Genomic DNA, 22,020 nt, shown 5'->3' with positions numbered 1-22,020 from the left:
TTTTTTGCACAAGTTTTGCATAATTGTATTCTATCCTGTTACTCATAGGAGGCGAGGATATGAAAAATGAAACCAAGAGAAAGATCATCATAAGCATTTTAACGATTGCCTTATTGCTATCGGGAGGACTATTAGCTTCCTTCGCCACGCAGCCAAAAGCGCAGGAACCCGCAAATTCTCTGAAGGATAACTCCTTCATTGATTCCAAAATAGATGACTATGCTGACTCTGATCAGACGTCACAAGGAATACCAAAGATTCGTTGGGAGAATAGCGAATCCGATCAAGCAACAATGAAACCCTTTTGGTGGCTTTATAACGCTTTAAAAGAATCTGTCACTAATTAAAAGAGAGCAGGAAAGAACAGCATGATTAAAAAAATATTATTAGGACTATTTCTGATTTTATTGGCTATACCCATTTATGCCTTTAAGATCGAACCGAATTTAGCGGTAGTTCATCACCTTAAGCTAGGCGATCAAGCGAAACCAGCAGAGTTGAAAGTCGTTCAGCTTTCAGACATACAAGTATCTGAGAGCTATGCCACCAATCGATTAGATAAGGTGATCCGCAAAGTGAACAAGGAGAAACCGGACATAATCGTTTTTACCGGTGACCTTTTTGATAACTACGCCAAATATCAGCACGAACAGGAAATTATCGAAAAATTAAGCAAAATGCAGGCCTCCATTGGCAAATACGCAGTCTGGGGCAACCATGATTATGGCGGCGGAGCAGCAAATATTTACGAGCGGGTGATGAACGCCGCGAATTTTGATGTCTTAAAAAATACTGGTGAAACACTGACCCTCAAAAATGGCAAAACACTTTTTATCGGCGGGCTAGATGATTCCTTACTGGGAAACCCATCAGTAAACGATACCTTGGCATATCGCGAAAAATATGACTATTCAGTTTTACTGACGCATGAACCCGATGTGGCCGATGACTTTGTCGGAACCAATACTCAACTAGTTTTAGCAGGACATAGTCACGGCGGACAAATCCGGATTCCATTTCATCCGGTGAAAAACGTTTTAGCAGAAAAGTACATCCGAGGGTTATATGAACTCAGCGATCACACCAAACTCTACGTCAATACAGGATTAGGAACAACTTCGATCCACGCACGATTCGGTGTACCGCCTGAGATTTCCGTCTTCGAATTGCATTTTTAATTTGATAAACGTTTTTTGAAGCTTTCTTTACTCCGAGAAAACGAGTGAACTATTTATCGTGTGAACGGTACACTTCACTTTCTGAATCATCGCTCATCTGTAAAATGATTTTTCCAGTGGCTCTTCCTGATTGGGAATAAGAGAACGCTTCTTCAATAGCAGCAAAGGGAACCACGCGATCAATCACAGGTTTGATCGTATCTGATTCAATTAACTGGCTTAAAACATCAAGCTGCGCACCACTTGGCTTCATGAAAAGAAAGGTATAAGAAACGCCCGTTTGTTTTTCCAACTTAGTTAATTTACGAGTGACGAATCCGAAAGCAAATTGTTTCCATAATGGCACACCGAACTCCTTACCAAATTGTTTGTTAGGAAGACCAGCGATGCTGACAACTTTTCCACCCGGTTTAATAATCTTAAATGCATCTTCCAAGGTTTTTCCGCCACGCGTGTCAAACACGTAATCATAATCAGAAAGCACTGCTGCAAAATTGGTTGTATGGTAATCAATTGGATAATCGGCGCCCAGTGATCTAACTAAGTCAAAGTGGCCACTTGAAGTTGTCGTTGCCACATAGGCACCAAGGTATTTAGCAATCTGTATAGCAATTGTCCCGATTCCGCCTGATCCGCCTTGGATCAACACCTTTTGCCCAGGCCTGATTTTCATAATATCGTACAAAGCTTGATAACTAGTCAATCCAACTAAAGGGATTGAAGCTGCTTCTTCAAAAGTAATATTCTGCGGTTTCAAAGCGATATCTCCTTTATCGACGGCGATATACTCCGCAAAAGTTCCAATACGGTCCTTTTGTACACGCCCATAGACCGCATCACCAACACTGTATTCAGAAACACTTTCGCCAGTTTCAACAATGATGCCGGCAAAATCACTTCCTAGAATCAACGGCATGTCATACTCAAGCAGCATTTTGATCTCGCCATCTTTCGTTTTTGTATCAATAGGATTAATGCTTGCAGCAACGATTTTCACCAAAACATCATTGGAACGAATTTTTGGAATAGCAGTTTCTTTTATGTAGGGTATTGGTTGTTTGTAGTTGTCAATAATTGCAGCTTTCATAGTAGTCATCATTAATATATCCACCTTTATCATTCAATAGTTTAAACGTTTAATCTTTTGAACGTTTGCTTTTTATGAGTTTAGTTCGTTGGTTTAAAAATGTCAACCAATAGTTGTTGACAGCAAAAAAAAAGTATTGTTTAATAGTTTAAAATCATAAACGCAATATAAAGGTATTGAGAAAGAGGCCTCCGAATGGCAGAACAAACATTAGAAATTTTTAAAAAGGGCATTCCAATTTTTACTATGTTGCAGGATGAGAACCGGCAACAGATTCTAGTAATGCTTTGTAAATCTGGGAAATTAACGGTTAATCAGATTACTAATCATTTATCGTTATCTAGACCTGCTGTTTCACATCATTTAAAACTAATGCTGAATGCTGGGATTCTATCTGTTAGTAAGGCTGGAACTGAAAGATATTACAGTGCCAATATGAACAGTACTCTGGATCTTTTAAAGGAGTTAACAGATTCTTTAGAGGAAGATATTAGAAATGGTGCGAAGGAGTAATACTATTTAGTATACTACGACAATAAACATCAGTAATAAAAGGGCAAGGAACCTAAAGCAATGCAGCTGATATTTATGCTGCCAAACGATTATTTATGTCTATCGATGAAAAGATATCTCTTCTGAGGTATCTTTTTTCATTTTCTCTCAAAGCATTTCCTTAGAAGAAAAATGGCAGGTTACGTTAGAATGGAGTCAAAATTGGAGAGGATGAATTCGATGAACAGTCAAAATTTAATCAAAGAGAATCTCTTAGATAAAAAAAGCCGAGTAAAATTATCGATTCTTCAGTTTCTGTCCGATAATCGCTTTTATATAACCAGCGACTATTTAGCCGAATATTTTAACATGTCGCAATTGAATTTTTCTATCTATATCAAGGAGCTTGAAAAGGATATTCTCTCATTAGAATTATGCGAACAACCGCTTTTGAAAAAGGCAAATTTCATCAAAATCAATTTGCCTTACACTGATCTTGCGGAATATTATTATCGTCTGTTAATTGACTATTGTGAGCAGTCCACGAATTACAATATTCTGCTCGCTTTGCTGAGAAGGGACACGAACTCCATTTTAAGCATCAGCGAAAAAACTAATTTTAGTGTTTCCTATATTTACTCTCGGATGAAAGCGATCAATGCCTTTCTTTTTCATTACGGGATCAGGGTGGACTTTTCTAAACCCGGAAAGAAAACGATCACGGGAAGTGAAGTGCAGCTTCACTATTGCATACTCGATATCTATTGGAATATTCATAGCAATATCGACCTGCACGCCGATAAGGAACAATCGCAACTCGTGTATTCGACCTTGAATATCTATGTCAAAAAAGAAACGATCCAAAATCTAGAAGGTGGAATGCTCGATAAGTTATTCTTGCTGATTCATTTATGCTTGAGGAATTTTCCGATTAGCTCAATCGAAATGATCCGCAAACAATTAAAAGCGACGCCCAACTCAGAATTATTTGTCCATCCCTATTTTGATATTCTTAATCCAGTGCCGCACTTAAGCAGTGAGCTGCGAACAACAATCAATATTCTTGCCAGATTATTACTTTCAAAGACTGAACCGAGGGGGATAAATTTCAAACAATACGAGGTGCTGAAGGAGAATGATTCACCTCATTTCGAGTATTCTGAAGAGCTGATAGATGCCTTTTCGACTGAATTTTGCTTGGTGATCCCTGAGGACGAAAGAAAAATCTATGTACTCAATTTTTTGAGAAATCAAATTTATTATGATGTCTTGACCGCAAATCATCCCAACACGACAATGGCTAGTTATAGCATTTACGCTGAAAAGAATCAAAATGATGTAAAGAAAAAAATCCAGCAATTCTACAAACGTTTTGTCTCACAAAAGAGGAATAGGTATCCATTTATTGAACAGCAAAACCAACAGTGGCTGCTTGAAGATTTGATTCATATTTATGATCGCTACAAAGAAAATATACAAATTGTTATTGGGGTAAATTTTACTAGGGATTACTACATTAATGATGATTTATGCTCGCAAATCGAGCAGCATTTTGGTCCAGCAAATGTATTACTAAAAAAGAAAGCGATGAAAACCTGCGACATCATTATCAGCGATTGTCCAGTAAACGATTTAGCAGAAAATACGAAGGTTATCTATTTAATCGATGGGGAAATTACCGCATCAAAAATAAAAGATTTATTCAATCAACTGTCCGATCATATTTTTGATTTGCGCCAAGTATAGTTTGCCCATTCTACAATTTACTCATTTTCCCAATAAAAATAGCAGAATCCATCTCTCTTTTTTTAATTAAGATAGAAAAAAAGAGGAGGGGAAAAGATGATTACTATTTTACTTGGCAACTCTTGTACTTCGTGCCGAAAAACGAAAGCCTGGTTTCAGGAGCATGACATTCCATTTGCTGCAAGAAATATTGATCATGAGCCATTAAGCAAAGAGGAGTTAAAACAAATTATTACGCTTTGTCCAAGCGGGTTTGATAAGATCATTTCAAAAAAATCGAAAATTTATAGAGCCTTGAACATTGATTTCGACGAACTATCCTTTAATCAATTATTGGTCTTGCTTAGTCAATACCCAAAACTGGTGAAAAGGCCTATTATCTACGATGAGAAAAAGATTCAAGTTGGTTTTAATGAAGAGGAGATCCGAACTTTGCTTCCAAAGGAAATCAAACACACAACCAGAAATTACTTATATAAAGTAAATACAACGATGCTCTATGAGGATATATTAGCTATGCAAAAGACCGAATTTTTCTAAGACGCACTCAAGAAAGAGGCATTCCAATGAGTGGATGCTTCTTTTTAAGTCATAGACATTTTTATCCTGTTCGTTAATATCTCTAAAAGCTGCTAGTAATCATGAAAATCTATTCATCTGAATAGATTTTCATGTTATTTTTTTGTTGACAAAAGAAAAAGAACTTGGTACAGTATTCGTGACAAATCGTAATAATTACGATTTGAATGTTGCAAAACGAAAAGGAGTCATTGCTTATGGCCAAAAAATCAAAGATAGCACAAGCAAAAAAACAACAGGCGTTAATTGAAAAGTATGCTGAAAAACGGCTAGAGCTAAAAGCAGCACATGATTATGACGGATTGGCTAAGCTGCCGAAGAATTCGAATCCCAACCGGTTAAAATTACGCGATCAAATCGATGGGCGTCCTCGTGGATATATGCGCAAGTTTGGCATGTCGCGAATTAACTTTCGCGACTTAGCGCATCAAGGCCTGATCCCAGGCGTAAAGAAAGCAAGTTGGTAATTTAATCAAGCAAGGAGGAAGCCGTGTGGCAGTACCAGCAAGAAAAACATCAAAAGCAAAAAAAAGATTGCGCAGAGCCCAGGATAATCTAAAAAAACCTGAAATTTCTTTCGATGAAAGTTTAGGCGATTATCGGCGTAGTCATCATGTATCTCTAAAGGGGTACTACAAAGGACGTAAAGTTATCGATAAAGAATAGGAGGCGTATTCTTGAAAATTATTTATCCCCCCTTAGTCGAGCAAAGCTTTCAATTTTATCAAACGAACGATGAACAGGAATATAGCAAGAGCGAGCTATATCGTTCCATGGTTGAAAATCATATTATTTATGAGAACGGCGCTCCTACGCCTGAAGCGATCGAACAGGGATTGGTCCGAGATTTTTATGAAGAGCCGAATCTTTCCTTTCAGGATTTCTTAACGATTTATCCTATTTTTCAATCGTATGATTCGACTCTTTTTCAACGAATAGATGGATTTTGGGAAATTCCGCTCGATATCAAAAATGAGTTATTAGGGAAACTAGTACTGGACGAAATTAGCTATGATGAAAAAATTCAGATTGAAGAATTCCTTGAAGATCGATAAACCAATAGGGGCAGGTGAAATGAATGAGACAAAACATTATTTTAGAATGCGTAGAAACAGGCGAACGCTTATACCTTACGAGCAAGAGTAAACGTAATACGCCAGATCGTTTGGAGTTGAAAAAATATTCTCCCAAGCTGCGCCGACGTGCAATTTTTAAAGAAGTGAAATAAATTCGCTAAAAAAGGACATTCTCTATTGAGAGTGTCCTTTTTTTCATGTCCATAGATCGTCAATCACTGAACGTTTTTCTTTTTTGACGATATGGGTATAGATCTCCGTGGCTGAGGTACCGCGCTGTCCCAAAATCTCACTGACCGTTTTCAGATTTTTGGTCTTTCTAAAAGCCATCGTTCCAACACTGTGCCGCAGCTTATGAGGGGTGGTTCGTTTGCCAAAGGCAGTGGAGTATTTGTCGATCATCTTTTCAATCGATCCGCCTTCCATTCGTTTGGCAACATTCTTATGTTTGGTCAAAAACAATGCGGCCACAGAATCGTCCGCATTATAGAGAACCTTTCTTTGATCGATATATTCCTGGATATAATCAATAAAGATGGGCGAGATCATCGCGTGATCCATGGTGTCGCCTTTACGCTGAACTTGAATATATAGCCCATCATAATTGAGATCACTAACATTGGTATTGACTAGTTCTGATAATCGAATCCCAGATCCAAGAAACAAGGCCAAGATAGCCGTATCCCTGATTCGATTTTTTTCATAGGCTGTCTTGGCCTGGCGCGAGGTAAGGTTGTTTCCATACCCTTCATAAACAAATTCAACAAAGTCAATCGCATCAGAATCTAAATACAGCATCTTTTCAATCTTGTCTTTTCTGACTGCATCGGAAGCATCAACGCCGCCATTTTCGATATTAACCATGATATTTCTCCGCAGCATTGGCCTAATGATATATTCGCCTGTCTGTTCGTCAAATTCCTCGACCTCCTCATTCGCTAAGTATTTAAAGAGGGAACGCAGGGCAGTGATGCTTCTCTGTACCGTTACTTTTAACCGATGCGTATTTCTTTCACTCAAAGGGGATTGGGCGACATCATTTTCCGTTTTTCCTTCAAAAGTCCGTTTAGGTGACTGATTCAAAAAGGACTTATATAAAACGATTTTATCTTTATTCAGCCGTTCAAAATCTTCTAAGCAGATTTCTGAAATATCATTAACAGAGATAATTTTCTCAGAGGTGAGCCAGGCAAGAAATCGGCGATATTCTTTTGAGTACTCATACAGAGTGTTGGTCGAACGGGGGATAGCTTCTAAATACAATAGATATTTTTGGATGAAGTCCGGCAATTTTTCAAATTCTTTTTCATAACGTTCTTTTAGTAATTCTCGACTCATTTGATTCAGTCCTTTCATTATAGTGGGAGAGGGATAGGAATCCCTAACTACAGTATAATTGGTATATACCTTTAAGTCAATTATAAAATAACGAATTAATAAATTGATTTGAAAGAGGGGGTATCGATAAAAACATTTACTATTACTGAAAAATGGTTCTTTCTATAAAGCTAAAGACTGCTATAAAACCAATATAAAATAACTGATAGAGAAATATAGAAAAGGGGGAGTCGCAAGAAAAAATGAACCGAAAGTATTTTTCAACTTAAGAAATCCATGATCAATTGCTGCCGCAAATTTACGTTAGTTGCTAACAATCAATTGAAATATCTCAACAAAACCTTGATACATCGGTCTGTTCGCACATTGCTAGTTCAACTAAGTTTATAAGACGTTTTTGCTTGAACTCGTGCACCAATCACTAGTATTTTAGTAAAATTCGTACAAGAAATAATCTGAAGCAATTCTTCGTAAAAGCAGCTTTTTAGCGCGGATCACTGTTTAAAAATCATGCTTTCGGGAAAATAGATATTGTTACGAAAACATGATTTCTTTTCTTTTGTCGTTCACGGGCTGCTGATCCACCTATAATCTACTAAAAGGCTTGTGCTCACGTATATCAGCACTAACAGCAATTTTCAGCTCTTATTGACCATATTCAGCTTCAAATTGCGGCCAATCACGGTTCTGTGATCATCTGGTGCATACAATCATACAACGAATCATTTGAACTCGTTTCAGATCGTTCATATAGATACTTCATCATAAACCTTGCTCTGAATGCTGATAAATTGATTTATGCTTTATGATTTATCAGCTTTGTTTCAAAAATAAAAATGCTAAACACTTTTAGTAAAACTTTTTTTATTGTTGAAAAAAATACGATGAAAATCAAAAAATTGCTGATCTTATCGGATTCTTGATTTAATCAGCTCTTCCTTTTATGCTATGTTATGGTTTGAGAAAAACTAACATTATTCACAAACCATAAAACAGCTATTTCCTACTCTTAAACTAAATCAGTCAACGGATATATAGGTGCGGATGTATTAAGTAAAAAAATTGATAGTAATTGGAACATTACATTAGAATAAAAAATAGCTGGTCATCTTGGTTTTGTGTCAATTGAAACTTATCTAATGAACTACTTTTATATAGCGACAAACAATAACCTCATATCAATTAATTGATATGAGGTTATTGTAATATTCTTTCTTTGATTTAATTTTTTTAATATCTTCCAGATTTCATGTCATCGTATTTTCCTGCTACCAAGCACGCCATTAAAATGGTACTCAAAATTCCGCCTAACAATAATCCACTAAAAAATAGGAACATACTATCTCCCTTGCTTTACAATAATATTTTAATTTTACTTATATACTAACTAACACTTAGATGGTAACATCCCTTATTTATTTTCCCTTGCCATAATTCAGCAACTGTCAATAGCCTCATGAAAGTACTATTAATACTTGCCTCTCAACATTATCTAATTTTTTAAAATTTGGTGACCTCAAAAATATCCTTTTGATTTTTCTTTTGAGCATCGTATTTACTATGTAAGATAGTAACCACATGATCGCCAAATATCTCCCAATCTTTTGCTCGTGGTGGTGATAACCAAATTATCGTTCTATCAAGTAATTCTTGATTCACTATATGATCTGAAAGAATCAGATCTGTATCTGGCCTTAAATGGGAATGAAAATGAAAGTTAAAATTAGAAAATGTTGCGATATTTTGCTTAATAAAGTCGTTGTAAGCATCCCCATGAATAAAATTTACGAAAATATTTATCTCTGATCCAATGGTCTTGTAAGGCATTATATTTACGATAGATAGCAGCAAATCAAAGAAAAACGAAATTTTATTATGTGAAATAACCTGCTCATCATTTATATTATGCTTTATAAAGTTAAGACAGCCATAAAAATATTCCGGGAAATTTTCTTTGAAATAAGTCAAATCAATATCCCGTAAAAAAATATCTTTGAATTTATCAACATATAAATAATCGAAAATTGTGTTGTATAGTTTTTCATTTTCAACTAAATCTCCGCTTAAAGGCATGTTGATGGCCAATTGAAGCTCACGATATAAAGCATCCCCATACTTTTTACATCGTTTAAAGTCTCTAACTATACCTTGAGCATTGAAGTCAATATCTCGTATGTTTCCAATCAAACCAGCTGTCTCGATCTCAGTTTCAATACCATCTACTTTCAATCCGGCTTTGCTCAACCAATCGGCACACGTTTTTATCAATTGTTCATTTTTGATATCAATCGGGTAATAGCTTTTATTTGGTAAATACTTCCTGTTTCCTTGAACTCGAACAAGCATTACAAAAACATAATGTTTAAATCGACTAGAACTTGAATAATCGCTGATACATTTTTTCAAGTCAGTCTCTAAAAGGACCACATCGGCTTGAGAAGCAAACAAATAGATAGAAAAACTGTCTTTGTAAACTTTATAAAATAATGCCGAAAAAAACTGACGAATCAGCATCTCGTCTCCTTGAATATTCCCCTTACCATCAAGTGAAAGTTCATATTCTTTTAATTGCTTATTTACACGATCAAACAATCGATGAACACTGGTTCGGCTAAGATAGTTTTTTTCAGAATAAGATTTTTTTGAACCAAATTTATTGAAGAAAATATTTTTCAACAATAAAAATTCTTGAGACTGACTTAAGTATTCTTCCTCTAATATATTAGAGCTGACATAATACTGTTGCTGAAACTCGATTTGATCCTTATCAATCGCAATATGAAAACCATTGTCCATTGGAAGAGTGAGAGCATCTTCATTGAGTTCCTCAATCAGACTTTTTATCAAATAGTTCGTATACCCTAAGTCCTTTTCAAGTTTGACAAGTTTTACAGTAGTACCCAGGTAATTTTCTAAATATCGAAACAGAATTAGTTTAGTCTGACTCCTTTCACTAATAAGCTTATCTAACATTTCTCTATTCTCCTTTGTCCAAATAATAGAGTGCCAGACAAGTAGTATCCTAGAGTTATTTCGTTTAGAGGTTTAACTCCACCTCTACCCAATTTTTCCGGTTCAAATTCTGCTTTGGACTTCTTGAATAAATCTTCATTTAAAATAATCGGACCTGAACGATACCTAGCATTTTCTGATAGTAATTGAGATTCAAGTTTTTTCATTGGAGAATCTTCTACCTCAACATTCGCAAGTGAAACTGTATTTTTATATTGAAAACGTACTTGATAGGTTCCAGCTTTGTTTACGTCTACATCAGAAGAAACGAAGATATCTTCAAAATTGAGTGGATAACCATCCCTGTCAAACGCATCAATGAAACAATCTTTTGCCTCCCATTTCGAATGGGTTTCAATTTTCATATCTCGTATATTTATTTGAGATAGGTCTTTTTTTACGATAATTCTAGCTTTCCCTGAGAAGAGTTCTCATCAAAAGCGAAAACTTTATTTTCAGTGCTTTCTATAATCTGGATTAAGAAAGACAGTGTAAATAATACTTTTAAAAATTTTTTCCCCTTCATTCGAGATGCTCCTATCATTTTGTAGAAAAACTGTGCCAAGGGTTTTCTTGACACAGTCCACTCTTAATTCAAATTATCCTCGTTTACGTTTTCTTCTAAACCAAGCGATTATGGATGCCACACTAATCATAGAAACGCCTGAAATAATTGGTATATGTGAATTTTTCTCACCTGTTTGAGGATATTTTTTTTGATTTGAAGTTACTGTACGATTTGCTGCATCTGGTAACGTGTTAGTTCGAATATTGGTTCCAGTGTTTCCTAAGTGCACGTTTTGATTGTCCTTGGAGGTTGCAGTTTCTGAATTATCAGTTGGTGTTTCCTTTTTATTATCTAACACCTGAATTTCTGCTATGGCAGCTAATGAATTTGGTAATTCAGTTCCTCCAGCTCGACTTTCTCTTTTTGCTGTGTCTAACGAATAGGTCACTTCATAAGTTCCTATTTTATTTATGTTTACCTTACCAGAAACAGTTAAATCACTTAAATCCAAGCCATTGCCATAACGATCCGTTGCTGAAACGAAATTATCTTTCGCTTCCCAAGTATCGCCGATATAAATAACTGTATCCTTTACAGTAATGCTCGATTTGTCTTTCAATACGATGACATTAGCTGTTTGACGAACATCTCCTTGGTCAAAAATCAACGCGTAGGTACCTGCCTTTTTCGGATCAACGTTTTCTATACCTTCTACTTTGACATCTTTGAAAGAAACTTCTTCGCCATCCTTTGTGGTCGCGCTGATGAAGTTATCTTCGGCTTTCCAAGCGTCTCCTTCGTAGATTGTCACATCTTTGACAGTTAACGTTTCTTGATTCTCAATTACATGAACGGTTGCTTTCGCTTCTTTACCGTTGTAACTATACGTTATCTCATAGTCACCAATTTTGTCTGTATCAACGGCATCTGCTGAAGGTGAGTTCACTTGATCAAAGGTTACTGCCGTACCAGTTTTGTCCGCTGCACCGACAAAGTTATCTGCTGGACTCCACTTACCACCAGCATAAATTGTTGAATCCTTTGCTGAAATAGCTGTTTGATTTTTCAAAACGATTACTTTAGCTGTAACTTGTTGAGCGCCATACTCATAAATCACTTCGTAGACTCCTTCTTTTGTAGAATCCACCGTGTCGGCGCCTGTTTTCTTAACATCTGAAAAATCAATCTTACCGCCATCTTTCGAAGTTGCGTTGACGAAATTATCCTCATCTTTCCAATCATCGCCTTCGTAAATCGTTACATCCTTGACTGTCAAAGTTTCTTGGTTCTTCACTACATGGACAGTGACCCTCGTTTCTTTGCCGTTGTAACTGTAGACAATTTCGTAATTACCAACCTTCCCTACATTCACTGCATCACTAGAAGGTGGTGTTACTTGACTGAAATCGATAGAAGTCCCCGTTTTATCCGTTGCACTCACAAAGTTGTCCGCTGGCTCCCAGCTGCTTCCTTCATAAATCGTTGAATCTTTTGCAACGATAGTCGTTTGGTCTTTCAAAACAATCACTTTACCAACGGCTGTTTGATCGCCATAAGTGTAGGTCACTTCATAGGTCCCGGCTATTGAAGTATTAACTTTATTTGCGTTTGATACATTGATATCTTTGAAGGCTACTGGATCGCCATCTTTCGTTGTCGCGCCGACAAAGTTATCTTCTGCTTTCCAAGTTTCTCCTTCATAGATCGTGACATCTTTCGCCGTTAGCGTTTCTTGGTTAGCAACTACATGGATCGTTGCTTTCGTTTCTTGGCCATTGTATTTATAAGTGACTTCATAATCACCGACCGTCGCTACATTCACTTCATTGCTAGCGGGTGCTGTTATTTGACTAAATTCAACCGATGCCCCTGTTTTATCCGTTGCGCTGACGAAATTGTCGGCCGGATTCCATGAGCTATTTACGTAGATCATTGAATCTTTCGCAACAATGCTCGTTTGATTCTTCAAAACGATCACTTTACCAACAGCTGTTTGATCACCATAAGCGTAAGTCACCTTGTAACTGCCTTCTTGATTTGGATTTACCGAATCATCGTCAGTCACTACAATATCCTTAAACTCTACTTTTGTGCCATCTTTCGTCGTAGCACTGACAAAATTATCAGTTGCTGTCCAAACATCGCCTTCATAGATCGTAACGTCTTTAACTGTGAGTGTTTCTTGATTTGCTACAACATGAATCATTGCTTTTGTATTCTTACCGTTCAAAGTATAGGTAACTTCGTAATCACCTACTTTTGAAACGTTTACTGCATTGTTAGCTGGCCCAGAAATCTTACTAAAATCTACTGCTGACCCATCTTTATCTGTAGCCGAAACAAAATTATCTTCAGGGGTCCAACTGCCTCCCACATAAATTGTAGAATCTTTCGTGGTGATACTTGTTTGATCTTTTAGAACAATGACATTTCCGACAGCAGTTTGCTTTCCATAAGTGTAAGTTATTTTGTATGTGCCTTCTTTAGCTGTATTCACTGCTTCAGAACCAGCCACACTTACAGCAGAAAAAGCAACTGTCTTTCCATCTTTATCCGTAGCCGAAACAAAATTATCCTCGGCTTCCCATGAATCCCCTTCATAGATCGTGACATCTTTTGCGACCAAACTCTCTTGATTTGCTACCACGTGAATCGTGGCTTTTGCTTCTTTCCCGTTATAGCTGTAGGTAACTTCATAATCTCCTGCCATCGCAGTATTTACCTTATCTGCAGCCGGTGCCGTTACTTTGTCAAAAGCGACTGACTTTCCGTCTTCATCTTTTGCACTCACAAAATTTTCTTCGGGATTCCATGTATTTCCGACATAGACCGTTGAATCTTTAACAACAATTTCTGTTTGATCAAGCTTCCAAACGGCATAAAGTGTTATAGAGCCTTTTGCTTTGTCTGTAAGATTTTTGACAGCTGCTTTATTCTTAAATTCTTCTGTACCAGAATTCTTAGTTGACCATCCTTGGAAAATATAGTTCTTTCGACTAAATGTATTCTCAGGAAGACTCTTCTCCACATCATAAATCATTGACAGATCGTCCATCGTGCCAGTACCATTATTGGCATCAAATGAGATCGTATAGGTATTTGCCTTCCAAATCGCATAGACTGTTTTGTCTGAAGTAAAGCTGATTTTCGAACCGTCTTTGAAATCCTCTTCAGTCGCGACGTTTGAACTACTCCATCCAACAAATTCATAACCATTCCGTTTTGGTGTAGTTACTTCCGCAAAATCCACTGTATCACCAAAGCCGTACTCTTTTTTCACTTCATTTGGTTTGCTGCCGAAATTTTCATTGTAAATAACGTTGACCGCTTTTGCTTTCCAAACCGCCTTTAAATCCACTGTAGTTTTTGTACTACTGCTAGTAAAATTAATCGAATCTCCAGGTTGGTATTCTTCTTTTGCATCCTCCTTATCGACCCACTTTACAAACTCATAACCGGTCAACGTAGGAACTGTATCCGGAATAGTTACTGAACCGTCTCCCTTTACATCAAGTAGTTCACTTTGGCTTTCAGGAATATCCGTCGCGTTCTCCACGCCTGCGGGTAAATAGTCAGGTAGGTTTTGATCAAAATTGATTTGAGCGACTTCTGTACTGAAAACAATCGAGCTGCTTTTCGCATTTAACGTCGTACCTGAGCCTTCTTCCTTAGCTGAATATTGGAATTGATTGATCGCTTTTTAATTGTCCGCGTTTGGAATCAAGAAATTCATGACGGTATCCAAGCTATTGTTTGGCGCCACTACTTTTGAACCGAAATCAATAAAGATCGCAGTTACATCAGATACATTGCTTGGTTTCGTTGTAGTAAATCCATAAGAAGAAATTTTCGCAGCATCCCACTCCTGTAGATTGGATTCATAATTTGGTAGTTCAGAAACGGCTTTCGTTGTGTAATAGACAGTAGCTCCATCCACGCTTTCCAAGCCAGAGAAGGAAACATTTCCGGTAGAACCACGGCCGTCATTCGAAGAAGGTAAAATGTCATACAGACGAACACTGCTGAAATTCGTATTTCCAGTATTTTGAATCGCAGCTTTCATCTGAGGTGAACCGCCCTTTTCGACTGCAAAGTTCGTGATATTCGACCAATCCTCCGAAGAAGCTTTTCTTCCAGATGTTCCACCATTTAATTTCGTCGCGTAGACAACGGTAAGTGGAGTGTGACCACCAGCAGCAGTATAAGAATTTCGAACTGAATTATCAAAACCAAACGATTTAGCAACACTATCACTTAAATTATTAGTACTTCTCATCTGTGCAAAGGAAGGGATATTATTACTTGCAGTTGCATAAGAAACATCATATTTTCCAACTTTTGTCCCTGATACTACTTTAAACTCTAATGGGATAGAAAAGGTTGGTTTATTCCCATTCTTTTTCGCAGATCCTATTGCTTCGAATTTGTAATAATTAAATTTTTCGTCCGAAGAGACTAAAGTTACTTTCACAGAATCAGGGTAATTATCACCAGTAACCAGGTCTTTATAATCCTTATAAGCCTCGGGATTTTTTAATTCCAATTGTTTTGGAATACTCACTCTGATTTCCGGATTTGTCCAATCCCCAACCGCTTTACTCGTGTTGTATCCTAAAATATCATAGTGAACTGTTTCTCCTGGTTTTCTATCTGTAGCGTCACTGCTTGCAAAGGTTACATAAGCATCTGTAGTATATGCAGGTGCGTAATAAATAGTACCTGTATTAGATTGTTTAGTCGTAGCTGTAGGTGTTTTTCCGTCTTTCTCATCATCATAATCAAATGTCCAGTAAGTAGTAGCCCTTGTGACCTCGTCCTTAGCTATTTTGGTTCCATCCGGCCATGTATCCGAATCCCAATTTTTCGCTGAATAATTTATTCTAAATCCATTTTTTGAAGGCAGCTCACCTTCTGTATTTCCATCTGTTCCCATTGGTACCACGATAATCTCACTAATAAACTCGTTCTCGTTCAGACTTGGCAAGGCAACATCTATTTTGGTGGTACCTGATCCGCCATCAGTAGTCCGAGTTGTTTTAGTTTTCGCATTTTTTACAACTACTTCTGTTCGATAATGCCCTTGAATTGCTTCGCTATCATTAGTATCAATCAGACCTACCACTACAACAGATCCATAGTTAATCTTTGAACTAACCGTTTCATCCTGAAAAAGTGTTTTCTTCGTGTTTCTAATGGGCTTTTTCCCTATATTTTTGGTTGTTTGATTATGAATGTAGGAATAACCTGTATTCATCGCTAGACTGACCGATGAAGGATCACCAATCATCACCATTGCTTCATTGAAACCTCCAGTAGAATTGGTGCCTGGATTGTATAGGTTCCATTCTTGTAAATCTGATTTAATATATTCCCTTGAATCCGTTATAGTAGTAATTTTTCCATTCACTTTTCGGTAAGTCATCCCGAGTGTTATGTTAAATTTATCTCCCTCTGAAAGACCAGCAGGCGGGGTGAAAGCCGCGTCTATCATTCTTCTATTATCATTCACATCACCAGCATAAGCCCAAACAGGAAAACTAGATGAGTCGTCTTTCATTTTGGTGGAATAGCGGATGTAACCTTCTGGAATATCTGAATTGTCTGCAGATGTTTTTCCATCAGTTCCAAAAATATTTGTATAAACTGAATTCATAGAAGAGCCGATAGGCACTTGTACCCACATTTGGTTGATATCTTCAGTTGTTGTATCCAACAGACTATATTGATTAAATTTATTAAACAAATATCCTCTTGTATTGATTGGACCACTAGTGTATTTCTCATCAGTCGGATCAAATCTTTCCATACTCACAGAAAAACCATCTCTAGCACTAGACACAATGTTCATTCCAGCGGTACTGTCAATTTCTGTTTTATCCGAATCGAAAGTAACAGCTTTTAAGCTTTCCCAAATAATCTGATCTGCTGGAATTTTAGCATCATATGTTTCATTGTACTTAAATCGTAAATTCAATGTTTCAACAGTTGTTGTTGTTTCCTTCAAATGAATGATCAGTTTCTGTTCATCCAGTTTTTCTTCATAGGATTCCACAATAGAATCTTCGCTTGGTGTTCCTGGATCTACAAAACTAAAAATTGCGTCCGTCATAGTGAAATTTTCAAAAGTAGGATTTGATTGATCTGGTGTAAAGCCATATGGAACCTCAATAGTCGCACCTTCAACCCCAGCTTGACTAATTGATACTGCCAATGCGACTGTCAGTTCCGTTGGTTTTACACCCGAAACAGGATCTGTATACGTTTGAAATTTTGTTGGAGCACTGATTCCTACTTTTATGCCATCCGTTTGAAGAGCACTCTTTTCAACCTTTGATGCTTTTTCTTTATCCTCTTTTTCTGATTCTTCTTCAGTTAAGTTTTCTTCAGCCGCGTCATAATCTTTATCCTTCTCATCAGAAGTACTGGAGACCGTTTCTTTTTCGTCTGTTATTGCTTCTGTTTCTTGTGAACCTACAGTTTGGTCCGAAGATTGCTCAGAGTTCAGATTGTCAGTTTTTAGGTTAGATTCTAAAGTATCCCCCGTGTTGTTCGTCTCTTTTTGATCTGAAACCAAAGTTTGTTCAGCTAACACAACTGCAGGTTGAACAACTGGATTAGAAACAATTATTGCAGTACCAATAATAGCAATCGATTTTTTCTTCATTTAAAATTCTCCTTATTTATAAAATTAGATTATATTGTATTTGCTATTGCTTCACGCAACTCCACCATAGAGGCATTTTCTTTTACATAGCAGTAAGAGTCATTTACTGATTGTGCAGCAACTTCAGGTATTTCTTCCACCTCGCGAAAGAAGACATATGGCTGATTGTTAAACTTGTAAAAAATCTCTCTCGCCTCATAATCAGAAATTGTCTTACTTATGATGCAGACATGAAATTGACTGATTGTTCTACTACTAAGCCGGTCTTCTAAATAACTCTGCAAATATTTTTTAGTAACAAAAACTTCATGACCCAAAGTTTGAAGCTTTTGTTGAGTATTTTTTTCTGCTAAAACATTTTTAGTAAATATCAGAATTCTCATTGCGTTTCTTTTTCTCCTCCTTAACTATGCTCGTATCAAAATGCTTTCGTTCATTGTGTTTCAGGATTCACCTTACTAAATGCATAACCTTTTCCCCATAATGTCTTGATTTCATGAGATGATAACGAACTGACCTTCAATTTTTCATTGATTCGTTTAATCAATGAAGAGAGTTGGGATTTCCGAGAATCCGTATAATTTTGATCCCATACATGTTCACATATCTCCTCGCGAGATAAGACATGGTTTTCATTTGTTGTTAGAAGTGAAAACACTCTCTGCTCATTCATGCTTAGATGAAGATCCGCTATTGGTATAACTTCCTGTTCAATTTTTTTTATCTCTCTTTGATTCAAATCAATTTTCGCCTTATCATTTGAGACCTCAAGTTTCTCTTTTAAGTCTTCTAATGGTTCGTCTTGCGTAATCCAAATTTCTTCTAAAATGGATGTATTCTCTCTTCCAAAGAAGGATTCGCATACAAAAACTAACCCTGCAGTTCCTTTCATAGCATTTGCTACTATTTTTCTCACTTTACTTTTTGGGATAGTATTGCTGAAAATGCAGACATCATAATTAAAATAAAAAATATTACTGATATTATAAAGAAAGCTCTTATTTACAAAAACCTCATGACCTAATTGTTGAATATTATTTTGTAACTTTTCTTCAGCAAGAACATTTTCTGTTAGTAATAAAACCTCCATTTTTAACTCTCCTTCAATATAAATTAATTAAAATCAAAGACAAAAGCAATATTTTATAATTATTTTCTAACTACATTATAAAATATTATCATACTGTATATTAATTGTATATTTTTTTAACAATATAATGTGACCATTTTTTTGGATATACAACTAAAAAATTGGTCACATTATACCTTTATAAAACATTACATTTGTTTTTTCAGTTAATTTCGCTTAGATAAGTAACACTCTTTCGTTTTTACATTTATACCTTAAGAAGGCATAACATTGATTTATATCAGAATAAATTGTGGATTCGTGAAAAAGTTTAGAGTGTCGTTTATGATCATAAATTAGGAAAGGTCAGCCTTCTTGCACTGCAAAACAATTCAATCGAATATTTTTTATACTTGTAAAGTTGTATTATTTTTAGTTATCAAAAATATCTTGTTAAACACTTTATAGAAATAATAAAAAAATGTTTTTTTAGAAGAGGAAAAGTCTAAATTTCAATTTGCTATAGTAAATCGTGCACTAAAATAAGCAATGTAAAATTTTTATACACTGCTAATTTACATATTCGAATTTAATTCCAATGAACCCTTATTTTTACAGTCCAAACACAAAATAAATCCATAAAAACATAACCAGTCGTATGTTCTTATGGATCGTTTAAAGGATATGCAGTTGTTTCGCTTTTTCAATCGCGGTGACTCTGGAATTGACTTCCAATTTGCGGTAAATATTTAGTATATGGGTTTTGACTGTTGCTACGGAAATAAATAATTTGTCGCCAATCGCTTTATTGGTTAAGCCTTTCGCCATTTCAGCCAAAATCTCGCTCTCTCGCTCGGTCAGCAAAGAATCTGAGCTGGTACAGCACAGCTTGAGTATTTCATGATGAAAGTCTTTTTCCCGTGGTTCTAAATTTGCTTCGATTTCGTCTTTCAGCAGTTTCGTCAGCTCTTCGATTTCATTTCGAAAAAGAAAGAAGTCATTCAATATTCGATTTTCACTTCCATAGTATAAGCACTCGTGATAGATATTAAGCATTTGTCTGGCGGTGTCGCCTTTCATTTTCAGCAATGCTGAAAGTTTTAGCAGGTTGGCTTCAATAATTTTAGAATAAATACGCTGCTTGCGGCTTTTTTCCAAAATTTGATCTGTTATCGCTAGACACTCTTGATAATCCCCTCTTTTCAACAGGATCATGCCATAAAACAACCGATAGGCCATATTATGAAGTTCTGGGTGTGCCTCAAAAGCTTCGATGAACTGCTCTTCGTAATACCCAGGTAATTGACCAAGTTTTAAAGCATATTTCATGATGCCTGATTGTGTAAATGGATTGCTATAGCTTCCAGTTGCCCCGGTTTCTAACTCTTTAAAGGCTAACCAGCCTTTCTCTTCATCGCCAGAAAGATAATGCAGCTCGGCCAAATTGTACAAATAAGACGCGTGGATATGCGGATGTTTATTTGTATTGGCTTTTTTTAATGTATCTGCCGCTGCCTCCAGATTCAATTGTTTCAGATGGATACCGGTGATCGTGATAAAGAAACTGACTTGATAGGTCTCCTTCATCTTTGAATTGAACCCCATACCGTCCAGCTTCTGATAGATGGCTGTCAAAATAGCCAATCCTTTGTTTAATTCTCCGGTCTCTTCGCAAACTTGTGCCAGCAATGTTTGGTTAAAGTACAGCAAAAAGTTATTCTTGCTCTTTTGATTGAGCTTCAAGCTTGCTTCAATGAAATGCTTGGCCTGCTGATAGCTTTCCTTAAAGAAAAGAATCAATGCGCTTTTTAGAAAAATGAAGGCCTTTGAAACGTCATCCAATTTCAATTGATTGATTTCTTGAATAGTATTCGGTGTTTGTTCCGTTGTTAAATAATCTGATCCCAATAATAATTTGATTCCGCTTAAGGCGCGAATCTCTTTTTTATCAGGATATTTTTCTTCCAATGCTTCGATCAAATCGTGGCAATTTTCATATTCAAGATTGGAGTAATAGTAGACAAATTTTTGAAACGCGAAATCGATATTCGTCAAGGCAACTTCTCTCGGTATCTGCTCAATGTAATAAATCCGCCGAAAAGACTGTTCGTTTTCTACAATCAAATTCATGAGCTGCTGGTACTTGCCTAATTCAAATAATAATGCCACACCTTCATCCAAATAACCGTCTTCAATAAAGATCGCCGCGGTTTGATTTTTTAAGGTTGTCTGCTTCTCAACGGACTGCGCCTGAAATTCTTTCACTAAATAGTCTTTTAGAATCGGATGAAAAGTAAATTTTTGCTCCAGACGATCAATGCAGTTGATCATCAGATTTTTCTCCTGCAAGTCCTCGATCATCGCTGAAAAGTCGATCTCAGGAAACAGCTGTTGACTCAGATTAGGATAAACAAAAGGGAAATAACCAGTGATCACTAAAAATTCCTGTTCTTCTTTCGATAAGTTGCCAAGTATTTCTTTGGCTAGATATTCAGAGAGAATCTTATTTTCGAAGCGGATCTTTTGATTTTGCGATTGATTGATCTTTTTAACGGCCATCAATAATTTCAGTCCGCCGATCCACCCTTTAGCTGTCTTAAGTAAATACGTCATTGTTTCCTGAGAAAGTGTCTCTCGCGAATTTTGCTGGATAAAGCTCTCCCCTTCAACGTCGGACAACAGAAAATCCTCTTCCTGAAGGTACTGAAGCTGCTCCGCCAGTAAAAATTTGGTTAAGTATAACTCTGGCTGATATCTCGTTGTTATTACTACATGCAAATTCTCCGGTAGTTCTTCTAAAAAACGCTCGAAGGAATGAAGCACTTCTTTATCATTTATCGTATGAAAATCATCCAGTACAAGGTAATCACTTATTTCCAAAACCAGACTATCCGTTAAAAAGGAAATAAATTCCTCAATGTTCTCGGCATTCATTCCAGATTGAAAATAGACAAGCATTTCCTCTTTCATCGGACCTAATTGATCCTTTAACGTTTCAATCAGATAGCTCCAAAAAACGATTAAATGATTGCAGTCTTCATTCAACGTCAGCCATTGCCACCGATCAGAAGGCAGTTGATTGAGCTTTTCACGAATAGAAGTTGTTTTACCGTGTCCCGCACCAGCCTCCAAAACCATCAGCTTTTTTTGAAGTCCTGTTTGGATCTTCTCTGCCAACTCTCTTCTAGTAATAGAATTTTCAAGCGCTTCTGGTGCTTTAACACGATTGGTTGATAAGTGTTTTCGCATAAAAGTAGTCCTTCCACTAAAA

General features: G+C 36.5%; 19 protein-coding genes. 9 read left to right on the top strand and 10 right to left on the bottom strand.

What is annotated here, in order from left to right:
- The first annotated feature begins 59 nt into the window (after positions 1-59).
- A complete protein-coding gene (locus PGP85_RS01985) occupies positions 60-347 on the top strand; it encodes a hypothetical protein (RefSeq protein WP_270325745.1) in 288 nt (95 codons plus the stop codon).
- Between the two features lie 21 nt (positions 348-368).
- Entirely contained in the window at positions 369-1,178 is an 810-nt protein-coding gene (locus PGP85_RS01980; RefSeq protein WP_270325744.1) for a metallophosphoesterase, read from the top strand.
- A gap of 49 nt (positions 1,179-1,227) precedes the next feature.
- Here PGP85_RS01980 and PGP85_RS01975 read toward each other — a convergent pair whose 3' ends face one another.
- Complete coding sequence (locus PGP85_RS01975; RefSeq protein WP_270326122.1) at positions 1,228-2,265, bottom strand: NADP-dependent oxidoreductase; 1,038 nt, start codon at positions 2,263-2,265, stop codon at positions 1,228-1,230.
- A 195-nt stretch (positions 2,266-2,460) separates the two neighbouring features.
- Here PGP85_RS01975 and PGP85_RS01970 point away from each other — a divergent pair, with 195 nt between their 5' ends.
- The 7 genes from PGP85_RS01970 (at position 2,461) to rpmG (ending at position 6,310) form a co-directional block, all read left to right on the top strand.
- The gene (locus PGP85_RS01970; RefSeq protein WP_010742082.1) at positions 2,461-2,778 is read left to right on the top strand and encodes an ArsR/SmtB family transcription factor; all 318 of its coding nucleotides are present in this window, start codon (positions 2,461-2,463) and stop codon (positions 2,776-2,778) included.
- Between the two features lie 219 nt (positions 2,779-2,997).
- On the top strand, positions 2,998-4,503 hold the full coding sequence (locus PGP85_RS01965) for a helix-turn-helix domain-containing protein (protein ID WP_270325743.1): 1,506 nt from the start codon (positions 2,998-3,000) through the stop codon (positions 4,501-4,503).
- Between the two features lie 96 nt (positions 4,504-4,599).
- Positions 4,600-5,043, top strand: coding sequence for a transcriptional regulator Spx (gene spx / locus PGP85_RS01960; RefSeq protein ID WP_010742084.1), 444 nt, complete (start codon positions 4,600-4,602; stop codon positions 5,041-5,043).
- Between the two features lie 236 nt (positions 5,044-5,279).
- The gene (gene rpsN, locus PGP85_RS01955; protein ID WP_270325741.1) at positions 5,280-5,549 is read left to right on the top strand and encodes a 30S ribosomal protein S14; all 270 of its coding nucleotides are present in this window, start codon (positions 5,280-5,282) and stop codon (positions 5,547-5,549) included.
- Positions 5,550-5,574: 25 nt separating this feature from the next.
- Positions 5,575-5,748: a 50S ribosomal protein L32 gene (gene rpmF / locus PGP85_RS01950; RefSeq protein WP_010742086.1), complete on the top strand. Its 174-nt coding sequence runs from the start codon at positions 5,575-5,577 to the stop codon at positions 5,746-5,748.
- An 11-nt stretch (positions 5,749-5,759) separates the two neighbouring features.
- A complete protein-coding gene (locus PGP85_RS01945; protein WP_270325740.1) occupies positions 5,760-6,137 on the top strand; it encodes a hypothetical protein in 378 nt (125 codons plus the stop codon).
- 23 nt (positions 6,138-6,160) lie between these two features.
- Positions 6,161-6,310 (top strand): 50S ribosomal protein L33, encoded by a 150-nt coding sequence (gene rpmG / locus PGP85_RS01940; RefSeq protein WP_010742088.1) that lies wholly within the window; start codon positions 6,161-6,163, stop codon positions 6,308-6,310.
- A 43-nt stretch (positions 6,311-6,353) separates the two neighbouring features.
- Here rpmG and xerS read toward each other — a convergent pair whose 3' ends face one another.
- The 9 genes from xerS to PGP85_RS01895 form a co-directional block, all read right to left on the bottom strand.
- Positions 6,354-7,496 (bottom strand): tyrosine recombinase XerS, encoded by a 1,143-nt coding sequence (xerS, locus tag PGP85_RS01935; protein WP_010742089.1) that lies wholly within the window; start codon positions 7,494-7,496, stop codon positions 6,354-6,356.
- A 1,500-nt stretch (positions 7,497-8,996) separates the two neighbouring features.
- On the bottom strand, positions 8,997-10,469 hold the full coding sequence (locus PGP85_RS01930; RefSeq protein ID WP_270325737.1) for a helix-turn-helix domain-containing protein: 1,473 nt from the start codon (positions 10,467-10,469) through the stop codon (positions 8,997-8,999).
- The gene (locus PGP85_RS01925; protein WP_270325735.1) at positions 10,463-10,873 is read right to left on the bottom strand and encodes a bacterial Ig-like domain-containing protein; all 411 of its coding nucleotides are present in this window, start codon (positions 10,871-10,873) and stop codon (positions 10,463-10,465) included. The genes PGP85_RS01930 and PGP85_RS01925 overlap by 7 nt, the downstream gene beginning before the upstream one ends.
- A gap of 32 nt (positions 10,874-10,905) precedes the next feature.
- Positions 10,906-11,034 (bottom strand): hypothetical protein, encoded by a 129-nt coding sequence (locus PGP85_RS01920; RefSeq protein WP_270325734.1) that lies wholly within the window; start codon positions 11,032-11,034, stop codon positions 10,906-10,908.
- 73 nt (positions 11,035-11,107) lie between these two features.
- Positions 11,108-14,572, bottom strand: a complete 3,465-nt coding sequence (locus tag PGP85_RS01915; RefSeq protein WP_270325732.1) for a bacterial Ig-like domain-containing protein — start codon at positions 14,570-14,572, stop codon at positions 11,108-11,110.
- Between the two features lie 144 nt (positions 14,573-14,716).
- Entirely contained in the window at positions 14,717-17,680 is a 2,964-nt protein-coding gene (locus PGP85_RS01910; RefSeq protein WP_270325730.1) for a hypothetical protein, read from the bottom strand.
- Positions 17,681-17,709: 29 nt separating this feature from the next.
- Entirely contained in the window at positions 17,710-18,063 is a 354-nt protein-coding gene (locus tag PGP85_RS01905; RefSeq protein WP_270325728.1) for a hypothetical protein, read from the bottom strand.
- A gap of 50 nt (positions 18,064-18,113) precedes the next feature.
- On the bottom strand, positions 18,114-18,770 hold the full coding sequence (locus PGP85_RS01900; protein WP_270325726.1) for a winged helix-turn-helix domain-containing protein: 657 nt from the start codon (positions 18,768-18,770) through the stop codon (positions 18,114-18,116).
- Between the two features lie 654 nt (positions 18,771-19,424).
- Positions 19,425-21,998 (bottom strand): LuxR C-terminal-related transcriptional regulator, encoded by a 2,574-nt coding sequence (locus PGP85_RS01895; protein ID WP_270325725.1) that lies wholly within the window; start codon positions 21,996-21,998, stop codon positions 19,425-19,427.
- Between the last annotated feature and the right edge of the window lie 22 nt (positions 21,999-22,020).

It is taken from the genome of Enterococcus malodoratus, assembly GCF_027659535.1.
Lineage (GTDB): Bacteria > Bacillota > Bacilli > Lactobacillales > Enterococcaceae > Enterococcus_A > Enterococcus_A malodoratus.
The sequence above is the reverse complement of the archived record's forward strand: the minus strand, read 5'-3'. Positions and strand labels throughout refer to the sequence as shown.